The organism is Franconibacter daqui, from assembly GCF_014644275.1.
Lineage (GTDB): Bacteria > Pseudomonadota > Gammaproteobacteria > Enterobacterales > Enterobacteriaceae > Franconibacter > Franconibacter pulveris.
In genome coordinates this window covers 171,571-187,095 of record NZ_BMKJ01000003.1, presented here as the reverse complement: position 1 = coordinate 187,095, position 15,525 = coordinate 171,571, and the positions used below count along the sequence as shown (strand labels likewise).

The window sequence follows — 15,525 nt, the reverse complement described above, 5'->3', positions numbered from 1 at the left end:
CAAACATGCAGACCCCGCACATTCTTATCGTTGAAGACGAGTTGGTAACACGCAACACGTTAAAAAGTATTTTCGAAGCAGAAGGCTATGATGTATCCGAAGCGACCGATGGCGCTGAGATGCACCAAATCCTCTCTGATAATGATATCAACCTGGTCATCATGGATATCAACCTGCCGGGCAAAAATGGCCTGCTGCTGGCGCGCGAATTGCGCGAGCAAGCGAACGTGGCGCTGATGTTCCTGACGGGCCGCGACAATGAAGTGGACAAGATTCTGGGCCTTGAGATCGGCGCAGATGATTACATCACTAAACCCTTCAACCCTCGCGAGTTGACTATCCGCGCGCGCAACCTGCTCTCCCGCACCATGAATCTGGGTACAGTGAGCGAAGAGCGTCGCAGCGTGGAAAGCTACAAGTTCAACGGCTGGGAATTGGATATCAACAGCCGTTCGCTGATTAGCCCTAACGGCGAGCAGTACAAACTGCCGCGCAGCGAATTCCGCGCTATGCTGCATTTCTGCGAGAACCCGGGCAAGATCCAGTCCCGTGCGGAATTGCTGAAGAAAATGACCGGTCGCGAGCTGAAGCCGCATGACCGCACTGTAGACGTCACTATTCGCCGCATTCGTAAACATTTCGAATCAACGCCGGATACGCCGGAAATCATCGCCACCATTCATGGCGAAGGTTACCGTTTCTGCGGCGACCTGCAGGAATAAGCCTGTCAGCGCAAAACAATAAAGGGCGGTTAATCCGCCCTTTTTTTTATTTCCACGGCATAATCGGCACCGCGCTCAGCGCATTCTTCGGCGAGCCTTCCACGACTTTGTCAGAGTAAGCAAGGTAGGCAAGCGTATTGCGCTTCTCGTCATAAAAACGCACCACCTGCAGCTTTTTAAAGATAAGCGACGTGCGTTTCTGAAAAACGACGATCCCCTTACCCTTTGCAGATTTGATTTTTTCGCTCAGCTCAATCGGCCCTACCTGCTGACAGGAGATAGCGGCATCCGACGTGTCTTCCGCCAGCCCGAGCCCGCCTTTGATACCGCCGGTTTTCGCCCGGCTCAGGTAGCAGGTAACGTTTTTCACATCCGGATCGTCAAACGCTTCAACGACAATTTTATGGTCCGGCCCAAAGATCTTGAAAACCGTATCAACCGAGCCAATTTCCTCGGCATGGACGCCGCCGGCAAAAGCAAAAAGCAGAACTGACGCTATTAAGGCCTTACATTTCATATTGTTACCATCTTTAAAAATTGATCGGAGTGACTATTCGTCTTTTTATAGAAAAAGTATTAAATATCAGGTTTTTACAAAAAATGTGCGCTGGCGCGGACCTGATAAGCACATTCAGTTAAAAAAAACACGCAATGCTAAAAGAACAAAAAATGCTACTATTCGCTACCTTAATATCGAAGGCACTCGCATTCAGGATGAGGATTAACTATGGATCAGGCTGTGATCATTCGCGATCTGCTTACCTGGCTTGAAGGCCATCTGGATCAGCCCCTTTCTTTGGACAATGTGGCGGCCAAAGCGGGTTATTCCAAGTGGCATTTACAACGAATGTTTAAAGAGGTAACGGGTCAGGCGATTGGCGCTTATATTCGCGCGCGTCGTCTGTCTAAATCCGCTGTCGCCTTACGCCTTACCGCTCGTCCTATCCTGGATATCGCGCTGCAATATCGCTTTGATTCGCAGCAAACCTTTACGCGCGCTTTCAAAAAACAGTTTTCTTTGACCCCTGCGCTTTACCGCCGCGCCGCGGACTGGAATGCTTCCGGCATTTGTCCGCCTATCCGGCTGGGCGATTTCACGCCGCCGCAGCATAAATTCGTTACGCTTGCGCAGACGCCTTTAGTGGGCTTAACGCAAAATTACACCTGCTCGTTGGAAGAAATTTCCGATTTCCGCCACGAAATGCGCGTGCAGTTCTGGACGCAGTTTCTCGCCAATTGCCCGACGCTGCCGCCGGAACTTTACGGCCTGAACGAATCACGCCCAAGCTACGAAAAAGACGACGAGCAGGAGGTTTTTTACACCACCGCGCTTTCACCGGAACTGGCAAACGGCTACATCCAAAACGCCCACCCGGTCATGCTTGAAGGGGGCGATTACGTTCAGTTTACTTACGAAGGGCCAGGCACCGGGCTGCAGGAATTTATCCTGACCGTTTACGGCACCTGCATGCCCGCGCTGGGCCTCACGCGCCGTAAAGGCCTGGATATCGAGCGTTACTTTCCGGCAAGCGAAACGCGCACAAACCAGCGCCCCGTCCATTTACGCTGTGAATATCTGATTCCGCTGCGCCGTTAGCGCTGAAGCTCATCCAGTGCGGGAGCGTCCAGATGCGAGACGTCTCCTGCCGTTTCCACCACCCAACCGGAAGCCAGCCACGGGCTTTGCTGATAATCCACGCGAGAAATTGAACAGTTGCGCAGACGCAACCGGCGCTCCGCATAAGCGGGCAGCCCGAGAATGGTGCTGACCAGACAGCCGAGCGCCATGCCGTGACTGACCAGCAGCGGACGGCTTCCCGGCGGCAGATCCAGACAGGCGTTCAGCGCCGCATGCATCCTTTCGCTCATCTCCTGCATCGACTCGCCATCCGGAATACGTCCATCCGGCGTACCGTTGACAAGCTGCCGGCGCCAGCCCTCTTCTTCTTCAGTCAGCGACTCAATATGGCGTCTTTCCAGTACGCCCATATCGAGCTCACGCAGACGCGAGTCGAGTTGCACATCGCAGCCGCACGCCTTAGCGATAATTTCAGCGGTGCGCCGCGTGCGGCCCAGATCGCTTGCGATAATGTGGGTAATGCCGAGCGTTTTTGCCCGCTCTCCCACTTGCCACGCCTGGCGCTCGCCTTTATCGGTAAGCTGACTGTCAGACTGCCCCTGAATACGGCGTTCGGCATTCCACTGCGTTTCACCGTGGCGAACAAGGTATACCTGTAACATGCTTTTTATCCGTTATACTGCTTCGAAATTTAGTCGTCAGAGTGTTAGTTGATTATGTACGAAGTTGTCTGCGCCACCACTAACCCAGCCAAAATTCAGGCTATTCTGCGAGCGTTTAGCGAGATTTTCGGTGAAGCATCCTGCCATATCGCCTCTGTGGACGTCGAGAGCGGCGTTCCGGAACAGCCCTTCGGCAGCCACGAGACACGCACCGGCGCGCGTCAGCGCGTCATCAATGCCCGTCAAGCGTGCCCGCAGGCCGATTTCTGGGTCGCCATCGAAGCGGGCATCGACGACGACAGCACCTTCAGCTGGGTCGTGATTGAAAATGCGCAACAACGTGGCGAAGCGCGTTCCGCCACGCTGCCGCTGCCTGCGGTGATTCTGGAAAAAGTGCGGGCGGGCGAAGCCCTGGGACCGGTAATGTCTGCCTGGACCGGCATTGACGAAGTGGGACGCAAAGAAGGGGCAATCGGCGTGTTCACCGGGGGCAAGCTCACCCGCAGCAGCGTTTATCACCAAGCGGTGATCCTCGCGTTAAGTCCTTTCCACAACGCGATTTATCGCTGATGATTCAGCAGTTCCTGCTCAAGCCACGCGCGCAGCTCCGGCGGGGCGGCCTTCAGGCTGTTGGAGCCGCGCGTAATCGTGGCGATGCCCGCCCCGAGCTCGTTTTTCAACTCGCGCTGGCTCATTTCGCCGCGCAGCAACTCTTCGATAATCCGCACCCGCGTGCCGAGCGCAGCGCGTTCATCTGGCGTGAGTAAAAGCGTTAACAGAGGAAGATGCAGTTGTTCATCGAACGACTGTTTCAGCAACTCGACGAAGCGAAGCCACTCCTGGTTACTCTGTTCGGCATGCGCCGCGGAATAGGTAGAATGCTGGGTCATGATAGGCTGCCATACTCTTTAACTAGTACGGCAGCATAGCACAAAGCGGAGAGGATCAGTAACGGCGCTCCCATTCTGCGTCGGTCATCAGCACCGGTTTATCGCCCATGAAATAGCGATAATAGGCGTCGTAGGCCAGCACATTTTTTACGTAGCCGCGCGTTTCCGAGAACGGAATGCTTTCAACAAAGGCCACCGCGTCAATGCGCGCCGCACTATTGCCAAGCCAGGTGCGCACCCGCCCGGGACCCGCGTTATAACCCGCTGAAGTCAGAATGCGGTTGTTACCGAACTGCTGATAAACATACTGCAGGTAGCTGGTGCCGATGTTGATATTGGTTTCCGGGTCCAGCAGTTGGCCTGCGTTGCTATAGCCGGGAATATTAAACATCTTCACCGTATGGGTGGCGGTGCCGGGCATGATTTGCATCAGCCCCGACGCGCCCACCGGCGAGCGGACTTTCGGGTTCCAGGCGCTCTCCTGGCGCGCTATCGCCATAGCGTAGCTTGCCGTAACCGCTTTATCGCTGACGTAGCGGGCGAACAGATCTTTGTACGCCAGCGGGAAACGCTCTTCCAGTTGATCCCAAAGTTTACCGGCTATGGTCGCCTGTACGCTGAGATCCCACCAGCGCTGATCAAAGGCGTAACGCGCCAGCGCCGCCTGCTCCTGCTTCGGACGGCTGGTAATCAGGTTCGCCCATTCGCTGCGCGCCGTGTTATCCATGTTCCAGTACATCAGCTCGCGCACGCGGGCCATTTCCGGCCCCTGAAAGAGCGCGGCGTTAACCGCAGGCGCTTTATCGACGCGCAATGGATAATCTTCATTCAGCCGCTGCGCGGCCGCCATCGGGTAGAAACCGCGCTGCTGCATCAGCGCATGCAGGATGGTTTTCGCCTCTTCGTCACGTCCGCGCTCCAGCAATAGATCCGCCTGCCAGTAGCGCCACTCGTCTTTCTCTTTCGCCTCCATCGGCAGACGCGCAAGCCAGGTGTTTAGCCCGTTGCGGTCGCCTGCGCCAAGCGCGATACGAATGCGGCGTTCGATAAGCGAAGTGGATTGCGAACGCATAATCACGTCGTCGCGCCAGCGCGCCTGTTCACTGGTGATGTCGTTGCCCATCAGGCGCCACGCCACAATCTCTTTTAGTTCCTGAGTTTGATCCTCGTTAAGCTGTTGCGCCTGCGCAAGCGAAGGGATTATCAGTCTCGCGTTTTCCGCATCCTGACGCGCCACGCTTGCGAACGCCACGGCCGCCATCTGGCGCGTAAAATCGGTAGCGCCGACGCTGCGGGCGAAAGTCATCACGCTGTTGGGATCGTTGGCGAGACTCACCAGCGCGCTGGAGACAGTCTGGTAATCGGCGGGCAGCTGGTTCGCCAGCGTATTCACCAGCCGAGTATTGCCAGCTTTCATCGCCAGCCGGATACGCTCCAGATAAGCAAGCGGATCCTGTGTTCCGGAACTGCGCCATACCGAGAAGAGGCGGTCACAGGCATCTGGCAGGTTTTTACCGGTCAGCCAGAGGGTTTTGGCTCCTTCCCAGGCGGATTGCGCATCGCCCGTGTTCCATTTCGCATAGTAGTAGTTGCATTGGGCCTCTGTACTGCCCGGCGGCTCAGGGCTGAAGGCAAGCAACCCACGCCAGTCTTCGCGTCGCGCCAGCTCATTCACAAAACGCGATTTCAGCGTGCGCGAAGGCGGCAGCGTGGGGTTAGCCTGAATAAACTGGCTGACAGTCAGCGAAGGCTGATTCATTAAATCATCGCTGAGCTGGCGATATTGCAAATAAGGGTAGAGGGGATAATTTTGCAGTGTGGGCATCAACTGCTGCACCACGTCCATCTGTCGGTTATCCCATGCTTGTTTGATTTGCGCATAACGGCTGCGCTGTTCATCCAGCGAATCAGCGCGTGCAGCCTGGCTTAGCGAAAGCAGGCACATCCCTGCCGTTAACAGCCGCCAGGCAACCTGTTTGGCTTTCCCCACAACAACTCCTCACAGTGAAATGGCATCGCAGCATCTTGCCGCTTTGATAAGGCGATTACTTCATGCTAACCAGGGTAGTGCGGTTGCGCCACGTTACAGACACTTTTTTACCCATCTCACGCTCCTGCACGCCGGGCGCTTGCGCACGCCTTGTTGGCTGGGATTAGCGACGGAAAAAGGCTACACTCCGCAGTTGGGAAACACCTTTATCACGATAAAAGAGGCGAAGTCGCAACGTGGCTCAATTCGTTTATACCATGCATCGCGTCGGCAAAGTGGTTCCGCCGAAGCGACATATTCTGAAGAATATCTCTCTGAGCTTTTTCCCGGGCGCTAAAATCGGCGTGCTGGGCTTAAACGGCGCCGGTAAATCTACCCTGCTGCGCATTATGGCTGGCATCGATAAAGATATCGAAGGCGAAGCGCGTCCGCAGCCTGGCATCAAGATTGGCTACCTGCCGCAGGAGCCGCAGCTCAATACCGAACATACCGTTCGCGAATCTATCGAAGAAGCCGTTTCCGAAGTGGTTAACGCGCTTAAGCGTCTGGATGAAGTTTATGCGCTGTATGCGGACCCGGATGCCGATTTCGACAAGCTCGCCGCCGAGCAAGGCAAACTGGAAGAGATTATCCAGGCTCACGACGGCCACAATTTGAACATGCAGCTGGAGCGCGCCGCAGACGCGCTGCGCCTGCCGGACTGGGACGCGAAGATAGCCAACCTCTCCGGTGGCGAACGCCGCCGCGTCGCGCTCTGCCGCCTGCTGCTGGAAAAGCCGGACATGCTGCTGCTCGACGAACCGACTAACCACCTGGACGCCGAATCCGTCGCCTGGCTGGAGCGCTTCCTGCATGATTTCGAAGGCACCGTGGTGGCTATCACCCACGACCGCTACTTCCTCGACAACGTAGCAGGCTGGATCCTCGAGCTTGACCGCGGCGAAGGCATTCCGTGGGAAGGCAACTACTCCTCCTGGCTTGAGCAGAAAGATCAGCGTCTGGCGCAGGAAGCGTCTCAGGAAGCGGCTCGCCGTAAATCCATTGAGAAAGAGCTGGAGTGGGTGCGTCAGGGCGCCAAAGGCCGTCAGTCTAAAGGTAAAGCGCGTCTGGCCCGCTTTGAAGAGCTTAACAACGTCGAGTACCAGAAACGTAACGAGACCAACGAGCTCTTTATTCCGCCGGGACCGCGTCTGGGCGACAAAGTGGTTGAAGTCAGCAACCTGCGAAAATCTTACGGCGACCGCGTGCTGATTGACGACCTGAGCTTCTCCGTGCCAAAAGGCGCGATTGTCGGCATCATCGGTCCGAACGGCGCGGGTAAATCCACACTGTTCCGTATGATGTCCGGGCAGGAACAGCCGGACAGCGGTACCATTACCCTTGGCGAAACCGTGAAGCTCGCCTCCGTTGATCAGTTCCGTGACGCAATGGACAACAGTAAAACCGTCTGGGAAGAGGTTTCCGGCGGGCTGGATATCATGAAGATCGGCAACACCGAGATGCCGAGCCGCGCTTATGTTGGTCGCTTTAACTTCAAAGGCGTAGACCAGGGTAAACGCGTTGGCGAGCTTTCCGGCGGTGAGCGTGGTCGTCTGCACCTGGCGAAGCTGCTGCAGGTGGGCGGCAACATGCTGCTGCTTGATGAACCGACCAACGACCTGGATATCGAAACCCTGCGTGCGCTGGAAAACGCCCTGCTGGAGTTTCCGGGCTGCGCGATGGTTATCTCGCATGACCGCTGGTTCCTTGACCGTATCGCCACCCATATTCTGGACTACCAGGATGAAGGTAAAGTGGAGTTCTTCGAAGGTAACTTCACCGAATACGAAGAGTACAAAAAACGCACGCTGGGCGCGGAAGCGCTGGAGCCGAAGCGTATTAAGTACAAACGTATCGCGAAATAAATCACAATGGCCTTCTCTGCGAAGGCCATTTTTTATCTGTTCTAATTCGTCTGGATATTTATTTTTAATAAATAGCGAATTTAATTTCAATTAAAGAAAGCAGCATTCAATTATTTTCCTACATATTAAACATCTTTTTTTATATTTTTCTAAAATAATACATTTATATTATACACCTGTCTTTTCTGTACGTTCTGCTCTCTCGACTACAAACAGACGAGCCATTATAGTTTTTCCTTACTTCCTCGCTGGGTCAGAAGCGCGCTATTGCCACTTCGTGATAAGCCTTAGCCATAACAGGAATAACAGGAATAACAGGGATAGCCGCTTCAGGGCGTTGTTAAAACGCGCTGCCAGTAGCGTTCATCAAGGCCGATGGTGTTCCAAATTTGGCAGGTTAGCACACATTAATTGTTACTGGTGTGCTAATAGCAGAGCACCTCTCGACATTACCGCAATCGAGTCACAACAGTCGTATGCGCATTAAAAAACTGACCGCTTCATTAGCCGGGCTTTTTAAAAAAGGCTTATCGGCAATATTTGCTGTTTTGCAACACTATACGGGCCGGGTAATTATTTTAATCCCCATGGTTTTGCTGTTGCTTTACTTAGTTATTTTCAGCCAACCGCGGTACTTAAGCGAATCCAAAGTCGCCATTAAGCGGGCTAGCGATATCGATAACGCCAGCTTAAATATCGGCTTGCTGATGGGCGCATCGAATCCCAGCTCCTCTGAAGATGCGCTCTATCTGAAAGAATATCTGCATTCGCCGGATATGCTGTCCACTCTCGATAAGCAGCTCGACTTTAAAAAAGCCTTTGGCGAAAGCGGCTTAGATTTTTTCTATCATCTTTCACGTAATGCCACGGCGGAGGAGTTTCTTGATTACTACCGCCACCGCATCACCATTAATTTTAATAATAAAAATGGCCTGCTGACCATCCAAACCCAGGGGTTTACGCCCGAGTTCGCCCTGCGCTTCAACCAGGCGGCGCTAAAAGAGGCGGAGCGCTTTATCAACGAGCTTTCGCATCGCATCGCGCGCGATCAGCAGCGTTTCTCGGAAGAGGAGCTGGCCCGGGCGAGCGAGCGGCTGAACCGAAGCAAAGGCGCCCTGCTCGCTTACCAGAACAGCAACAACGTGCTGGACCCGCAGGCGACGGCGCTGGCGGCCAATACGCTGGTAAACAATCTGACCGAGCAGAAAATTAAGCTCGAAACCGAACTGCGCAACCTGCTCACCTATCTGCGTGAAGATGCTCCGCAGGTCGTTACCGCTAAAAACGCGCTTGCGTCTGTCGAGGCGCAGATTGCAAAAGAGCAGCGCAACATTACCGCGCCGGAAGGCGACAAACTCAACCGTATGGCGGCGGATTTCGACGAACTGAAATCCAAAGTCGCCTTTGATACCGACCTTTATCGCCTTGCGCTGACGGCAATTGAAAAAACCCGCGTTGAAGCTGCACGCAAGTTAAAAAGCCTTTCGGTTATCAGTTCGCCGCAACTGCCCCAGCAGTCTCGCTTTCCGGATGTGCCCTGGCTGCTGGCAAGCTGGCTTTTAGTCTGCGGCCTGCTTTACGGCACCCTCAAGCTTTTACTGTCCATTGTGGACGATCACAGAAACTGATTTTTTCAGAGATAGTTATGAAATTACGTAAAACAGGGACGCTTTTCCTGCTGCTGACGGCCACCAGCGTCAACGCAGTCGATCTCACGGCAGACCCTGCCCTGACTGGCGCGGCGCCATTCCCGGCCTTGTTGGCCGCCGCCAGTACGCAGAGCAGCGCCGAGGGGTTTGATAATACCCCGGCTCCCGCCGCGCCCGCACCGTTGAGCCGTATGTTCGGCGCGCAGCTTTTTACGGCGCCGGGCGCCGACAGCGGAACGGGCATCGGTTTCAACCCTAACTACATCATTGGCCTTGGCGACACCGTGCAGGTGCGTCTGTGGGGCGCGTTCGTTTACGACGGCACGCTGACCGTCGATCCGAAAGGCAATATCTTCTTGCCCAATGTCGGGCCGCTGAAGGTCGCAGGCATCACTAACGGCCAGCTCAACACGCTGGTGACTAACCGGGTAAAAGAAGTCTATCAGGCGAACGTTAATGTCTACGCTTCGCTCCTGCAGGCGCAGCCGGTGAAGGTGTTCGTCACAGGCTATGTTCGCACCCCGGGGCTGTACGGCGGCGTCGCTTCCGATTCCCTGCTTTCGTACCTGAACAAAGCAGGCGGCGTGGACAGCGAGCGCGGCAGCTATGTAGATATCACCGTCAAGCGCGGCCAGAAGGTACGCTCGCACGTCAACCTGTATGATTTCCTGCTCAACGGCAGCCTTGGTCTTTCTCAATTTTCCGAGGGCGACACCATTGTAGTCGGGCCGCGCCAGCATACTTTCAGCGTTGAAGGGGATGTCTTTAACGGCTATGACTTTGAGTTTGAAGATGGCGCCATTCCGGTCACTGAGGCGTTGAAATGGGCGCGGCCGAAGCCCGGCGCTACGCACGTTACCCTGATTCGCCAGCAAGGCGCGATGAAGCAGAGCGAGTATTTCCCGATCAGCAGCGCGGCAGGGCGTACGCTGCAGGACGGTGACAGAATGGTGATAAGCTCAGACCGGTATGCAGGGACGATTCAGGTGAGGATCGAAGGGGCGCACTCCGGCGAGCATGCCATGGTGTTGCCTTATGGCGCCTCTATGCGTCAGGTGCTGGCAAAGATCCGCCCGAACGCGATGTCGCAACTTGGCGCCATCCAGCTTTACCGTAAATCGGTCGCCATAAGGCAGAAAGAGATGCTGGATCTCGCCTTGCAGAAACTGGAGCAAGCCTCACTCTCCGCCCAGTCTTCCACCCAGGAAGAGGCGCGTCTGCGCATGCAGGAAGCGCAGCTTGTCAGCCGCTTTGTCGCTAAAGCGCGCACCGTCGTGCCCAAAGGCGAAGTTGTTCTTAACGAAAGCAACCTCGACCAGGTACTGCTGGAAGATGGCGATGTGATAACGATTCCCGAGAAAACGTCACTGGTGATGGTGCATGGCGAAGTGCTCTTCCCGAACGCCGTTAGCTGGCAGAAAGGGCTGGATCCGCAGGATTATATCGATAAATGCGGCGGCATGACGCAGAAGTCGGGTAATGCCAAAGTCATTGTGATCCGCCAGAATGGCGCAGCGCTGGACGCTGATGATGTTGATGAGATGCAGCCTGGCGATGAACTGATGGTACTGCCGAAATACGAGACCAAAAACCTTGAAGTTTCTCGCGGTATTTCCACCATTCTTTATCAGTTAGCCGTTGCCGCTAAAGTTATTTTGACGTTGTAATCAGATACGTTTATGGCGACAGGCATTTACTCAAGGGGGATGTGGCGTATCCCCCATCTCGACAGTTTCCTTCTTACGGAGTGCCGGAAGCTCTGTTTATACAGGCGCTTACCCAAAGACATTCATACCATTGCGGTATGGGGTTATCGACCAGGCACAGCACGGGCTGTGAAAAAAAGTCGCCTTGCCAATCTGCCTGTCATTCGTCTGGAAGATGGGTTTATTCGCTCGCTGCGCCCTGGGGTAACAGGTGAAGCGCCGCTTGCGCTGGTTGTAGATGAAGAGGGAATTTATTACGACGCCAGCCGTCCTTCCACGCTTGAGCGCTTAGTTCAGGATAACACGGGCAACCAGTTGCGCATCGCCGAGGCGAAGCAAGCTATCAGCCTTATCCTTAAGCATCAGCTTTCGAAATATAACCACGCGCCTGCCTTTCGTGCCGACAATAGCGAAGAAGCGGTGCTGGTAGTCGATCAGACTCGCAACGATATGGCCGTACGCTACGGCAACGCCGATGCGCTTTCTTTCAGGCGGATGCTGGAGGCTGCGCTGGCGGAAAACCCGCAGGCGAAGGTCTGGGTAAAAATTCATCCGGATGTACTGTGCGGTAAAAAAACAGGCTATCTGACAGGGCTCGAGGCGCATCCGCGGGTACGCATTATTGCCGAAGAGGTTGCTCCGCTTTCGCTGCTTCGCCATGTGCAGCGCGTATATGTTGTGACTTCGCACTATGGTTTTGAGGCTTTGCTTGCCGGTAAACCTGTAGTTTGCTTTGGACAACCCTGGTATGCGGGTTGGGGCCTGACGGATGACCGCCATCCCCAGGCCGCCACGCTTGCCGCTCGCCGGCAGCCTGCGCCGCTGGAGCATCTTTTCGTAGCCGCCTACTTACGTTACAGCCGTTACATCCATCCGCTTACGGGCCGCCCCGGTACATTGTTTGACGTCATTGATTATCTGCAACGTCAGCGCCAGTTTTGCGCAACGCGCGCTGGCGAACTGTGGGCGCCGGGCTTAACCCTGTGGAAACGGGCGATTCTGACGCCTTTTTTAAAAACGCCTTTTTCCGGGCTGAGTTTTACCAAAGCCAGGCCGCAAACGACCGCTTGCGTGGTCTGGGGCACCAAAGGCGAGCAGCGATGGGAAAGCGCGGCCAGCGCGCGGCGACTGCCCGTCTGGCGTATGGAAGATGGTTTTCTGCGCTCGGTCGGCCTTGGCAGCGACCTCCACGCGCCGCTTTCGCTGGTGCTGGATAAACAAGGCATTTACTACGACGCCACCAGGCCAAGCGACCTGGAGGCGCTGCTGCAACACAGCGAGCTTAACCAGAGCGAAGCTCAACGGGCGAAGCGCCTGCGCCTGCGTCTTACCCAGGCGCGCCTGTGTAAATACAATTTCGGCGAGCCGTGGCGGCTGCCTGAATACGCAAAAAGAGAATCAGTCGTTCTGGTGCCGGGCCAGGTTGAAGACGATGCTTCTCTGCAAACCGGCGCGCCAGGTATCACGACTAACCTTGCGCTGCTACGCGCCGTGCGTCAGGTCCGTCCTGATGCGTTTATCGTTTATAAACCGCATCCGGATGTTTCTTACGGTCATCGCCCTGGACTTATCACGCCGCGGGAAGCGTTGCGCTGGGCGGATGTCATCGCCGAAAAGGCGAATATTATCGACTGCATCCGACAGGCGAATGAAATCCATACCATGACTTCGCTTTGTGGTTTTGAAGGCCTGCTGCACGGCAAAAAGGTGTTTTGCTACGGTTTGCCTTTCTATGCCGGATGGGGGCTGACAACCGATGCTTTTAGCTCTCCCAGGCGCACCCGAATACTCACGCTCGATGCGCTGGTTTACCAGGCGCTAATCGCCTACCCCACCTATATCCACCCTATCAGCAAAAAGGTTATCGCCGTTGAGGACGCGGTGGATTATCTGATTTGCGCTACTGCCAGGGCGCGCCCTACACCGGTGCCGCTCGCTCGTTATCTGCGCCTGGTGCGCGAACTGCTGGCTCTCACCTCACTGAAGCATCGCTAACAACGGAACGCCAGCATGAACAGCAACGCCATGAAAACCCTGCTTGCAGGACAACGTTATTTACTGCTGCAGGGACCTATGGGGCCTTTCTTCAGCGAGCTTGCCCGGTGGCTGGAAAGGCAGGGGCGCCAGGCGGTAAACGTTGTTTTCAACGGCGGCGATAAGTTTTATTGCCGCAAAGTAAAAGCTTACGCCTGGCGAAAGACAGCGGCAGAGTTTCCGCAATGGCTGGAAGAAACCTGGCAGGGATATCGTTTTGATACCGTGATTTGCTTTGGCGATTGCCGCCCGCTGCATCAGGCCGCCCGGCAGTGGTCGCAGGCAAATGGGGTACGTTTTCTGGTGTTTGAAGAGGGCTATCTCAGACCACATTACATCACGCTTGAAGAAAATGGCGTTAACGCCTGGTCTTCATTACCTCGGGATGCCGCGTTTTATCGCAATCTGCACGATCTTCCCCCCTTGCAGGCTGAAGAGATCAAAGCCTCCGCTTTCCGGCGTTGCTGGCATGCGGCCGTCTATTATCTGATGGGCAGCTATCATCGTGATGATTTTCCCCATTACCGGCACCACAAATGTTTTTCTCCTTGGTACGAAGCGCGTTGCTGGTGGCGTGCCGGCTGGCGGAAACAGTGGTACAGGCTGCTGGAAAGTAAAATATTGAAGAGATTAGGTAACGAACTTAGTCAGCATTATTATCTGGCAATCCTGCAGGTTTATAACGACAGCCAGGTAAGCCAACACAGTAACTATGGCGATGTAAGGGAGTATATTGAAGAGGTTATCGCTTCTTTTGCCAAAAACGCGCCGCTGCGCGAACACCTTGTGATCAAGCATCACCCGATGGATCGTGGACACCGCATGTATGGCCCGTTAATTAAACGGCTCAGTGATATTTACGGCGTTAGTGATAAGGTAATTTACGTACACGACCTACCGATGCCGCAGTTATTGCATCATGCCAGAGCCGTAGTGACGATTAACAGTACTGCGGGTATCTCTGCGTTGGTACATAAAAAACCCCTGAAGGTCATGGGCCGCGCAATGTATAACATAGACGGCTTAACCTTTCAGGGGCACCTGGACGCGTTCTGGACGTCAGACTTCAAACCCGACGGCGAACTGTTTTGCAAGTTTCACGCTTATTTGAAAACAAGCACACAGATAAATGCGGTTTTTTATAGCAAGTCACGTTGGCCTTATTAACTTTTCTTCCATAAATAAACATGGCCATTTTGACTGTACACGTCAATAGATTCACTTGAAGCAAGTATTTTGTTATCTGCGCCTGCATCTACCTCTAACGCTTTACGGGCATAGTGCTCCTGACAAGTGATATCTAAAAGAATACGATACCGACCCGCGGGAAGCTCTTGTACATTAAGCCCTTGAAATTTTGCAGTGCAAAACCAGCCTTTATCATAATTGACGAAACCTTCTGCGTATAGCTGTCTGGTTAAAATGGAACGATGAGCTTTAGCTATCCGGAACACCTCTTCAAGTCCTTCATTTTTAAATATTAAATCAATTTCAATATCCTGGTATTCACCGCAACTTACCCCTTTAAGCACAGCTATTCCTTCAGGAAAAATTAACGTATCCATAACAGCTATCTTCTTTAAAATAGCGACAGGCTGCGGCTTTACCGGACGTGACACTAAAGTATTATCGGCAATTAGCTCGCAATAACCATAGTGAGGAACGGCCCCCTGGGATAAGGAGTAAAAAATACCCAGCAATAGCGGCACATGATACGAGGTGACTTGATTATGCTCCCTTATCAACTGAGAGGTAGCCATCAACAGGTTAAAATTACGATATTTTCTGAAGCCGTCAAGATAAGGTTTTATCTCTTTTTCATATTGATAGTCCGCCTCGGATGTCAATAAATAGATGTTTTTTTCTATAGATCCATCATCACGTAACAACTGGGGCAATAATGTATCCAGCACAAAGATAGAATTTTCATTTTCTGGATCTGCCATGTGTTTGAAAACGAGGGGCCATTCTCGCTTTGCAAAAGTACCAATATGAAATTGTGGTACAGTTGAAACAATATTTATGAAGTGATATTTAAGGCCATAATACAATGCCGCAGTGCCACCTTTTGAAAAACCAGCTAGTGTACAACATGAACGATCGAGGCCATAACGCGCCAACATACTTTCAATAAAAGTAATAACGGCTTGCTCTATACTGTAGTTCATATTCTGACAAAGGTAATAAGCGCAGCAATCATTAAAGTCATCTTTAATCCATACAACATGAGCCGGGCAATCCTGTAAGGCATTCTCAAAATCATAAGTAAACATGCTGGCACTGCCGAACCCACAAAAAACAAATATTATATGCTGCGTATCATATTTTCTTTGCTTATACTTATACTTAATCTGAACTCCGTTTATTACTTCTTTTTGTTCCACCATAT

13 protein-coding genes are annotated in these 15,525 nt (G+C 53.6%); 8 read left to right on the top strand and 5 right to left on the bottom strand.

Features of this window, described 5'->3' with window-relative positions:
- The first annotated feature begins 5 nt into the window (after positions 1–5).
- On the top strand, positions 6–722 hold the full coding sequence (arcA, locus tag IEX01_RS13110) for a two-component system response regulator ArcA (RefSeq protein WP_024551224.1): 717 nt from the start codon (positions 6–8) through the stop codon (positions 720–722).
- A gap of 46 nt (positions 723–768) precedes the next feature.
- On the opposite strand, the gene creA is transcribed toward arcA, so the two are convergent.
- On the bottom strand, positions 769–1,239 hold the full coding sequence (creA, locus tag IEX01_RS13105; RefSeq protein ID WP_024556389.1) for a protein CreA: 471 nt from the start codon (positions 1,237–1,239) through the stop codon (positions 769–771).
- A gap of 210 nt (positions 1,240–1,449) precedes the next feature.
- Between creA and robA the strand changes: the two genes are divergently transcribed.
- Positions 1,450–2,319: an MDR efflux pump AcrAB transcriptional activator RobA gene (gene robA / locus IEX01_RS13100; protein WP_024556390.1), complete on the top strand. Its 870-nt coding sequence runs from the start codon at positions 1,450–1,452 to the stop codon at positions 2,317–2,319.
- On the opposite strand, the gene gpmB is transcribed toward robA, so the two are convergent.
- Positions 2,316–2,963 carry a 2,3-diphosphoglycerate-dependent phosphoglycerate mutase GpmB gene (gene gpmB / locus IEX01_RS13095; protein ID WP_024556391.1) on the bottom strand — a complete coding sequence of 216 codons (648 nt, stop codon included), beginning with the start codon at positions 2,961–2,963 and terminating at the stop codon, positions 2,316–2,318. The two genes, robA and gpmB, sit on opposite strands and share 4 nt — an antisense overlap.
- A gap of 54 nt (positions 2,964–3,017) precedes the next feature.
- On the opposite strand from gpmB, the gene yjjX reads away from it, so the two are divergent.
- Complete coding sequence (gene yjjX, locus IEX01_RS13090) at positions 3,018–3,533, top strand: inosine/xanthosine triphosphatase (protein WP_024556392.1); 516 nt, start codon at positions 3,018–3,020, stop codon at positions 3,531–3,533.
- Here the strand turns inward: yjjX and trpR are convergent.
- Positions 3,524–3,853 carry a trp operon repressor gene (gene trpR / locus IEX01_RS13085; RefSeq protein ID WP_024556393.1) on the bottom strand — a complete coding sequence of 110 codons (330 nt, stop codon included), beginning with the start codon at positions 3,851–3,853 and terminating at the stop codon, positions 3,524–3,526. The genes yjjX and trpR overlap by 10 nt on opposite strands.
- A gap of 55 nt (positions 3,854–3,908) precedes the next feature.
- A complete protein-coding gene (gene sltY, locus IEX01_RS13080) occupies positions 3,909–5,843 on the bottom strand; it encodes a murein transglycosylase (RefSeq protein ID WP_188724002.1) in 1,935 nt (644 codons plus the stop codon).
- A gap of 236 nt (positions 5,844–6,079) precedes the next feature.
- Between sltY and ettA the strand changes: the two genes are divergently transcribed.
- The 5 genes from ettA (at position 6,080) to IEX01_RS13055 (ending at position 14,303) form a co-directional block, all read left to right on the top strand.
- Positions 6,080–7,747 (top strand): energy-dependent translational throttle protein EttA, encoded by a 1,668-nt coding sequence (gene ettA / locus IEX01_RS13075; protein ID WP_024559980.1) that lies wholly within the window; start codon positions 6,080–6,082, stop codon positions 7,745–7,747.
- 587 nt (positions 7,748–8,334) lie between these two features.
- Entirely contained in the window at positions 8,335–9,375 is a 1,041-nt protein-coding gene (locus tag IEX01_RS13070; RefSeq protein WP_373289687.1) for a capsule biosynthesis protein, read from the top strand.
- Between the two features lie 17 nt (positions 9,376–9,392).
- Complete coding sequence (locus IEX01_RS13065; RefSeq protein WP_024556397.1) at positions 9,393–11,063, top strand: polysaccharide biosynthesis/export family protein; 1,671 nt, start codon at positions 9,393–9,395, stop codon at positions 11,061–11,063.
- A gap of 12 nt (positions 11,064–11,075) precedes the next feature.
- Positions 11,076–13,097 (top strand): capsule polysaccharide biogenesis protein, encoded by a 2,022-nt coding sequence (locus IEX01_RS13060; RefSeq protein WP_188724001.1) that lies wholly within the window; start codon positions 11,076–11,078, stop codon positions 13,095–13,097.
- Between the two features lie 15 nt (positions 13,098–13,112).
- Positions 13,113–14,303 carry a capsule polysaccharide biogenesis protein gene (locus IEX01_RS13055; RefSeq protein ID WP_024559977.1) on the top strand — a complete coding sequence of 397 codons (1,191 nt, stop codon included), beginning with the start codon at positions 13,113–13,115 and terminating at the stop codon, positions 14,301–14,303.
- On the opposite strand, the gene IEX01_RS13050 is transcribed toward IEX01_RS13055, so the two are convergent.
- Complete coding sequence (locus IEX01_RS13050; RefSeq protein ID WP_188724000.1) at positions 14,300–15,523, bottom strand: accessory Sec system protein Asp2; 1,224 nt, start codon at positions 15,521–15,523, stop codon at positions 14,300–14,302. The two genes, IEX01_RS13055 and IEX01_RS13050, sit on opposite strands and share 4 nt — an antisense overlap.
- Positions 15,524–15,525: the final 2 nt, after the last annotated feature.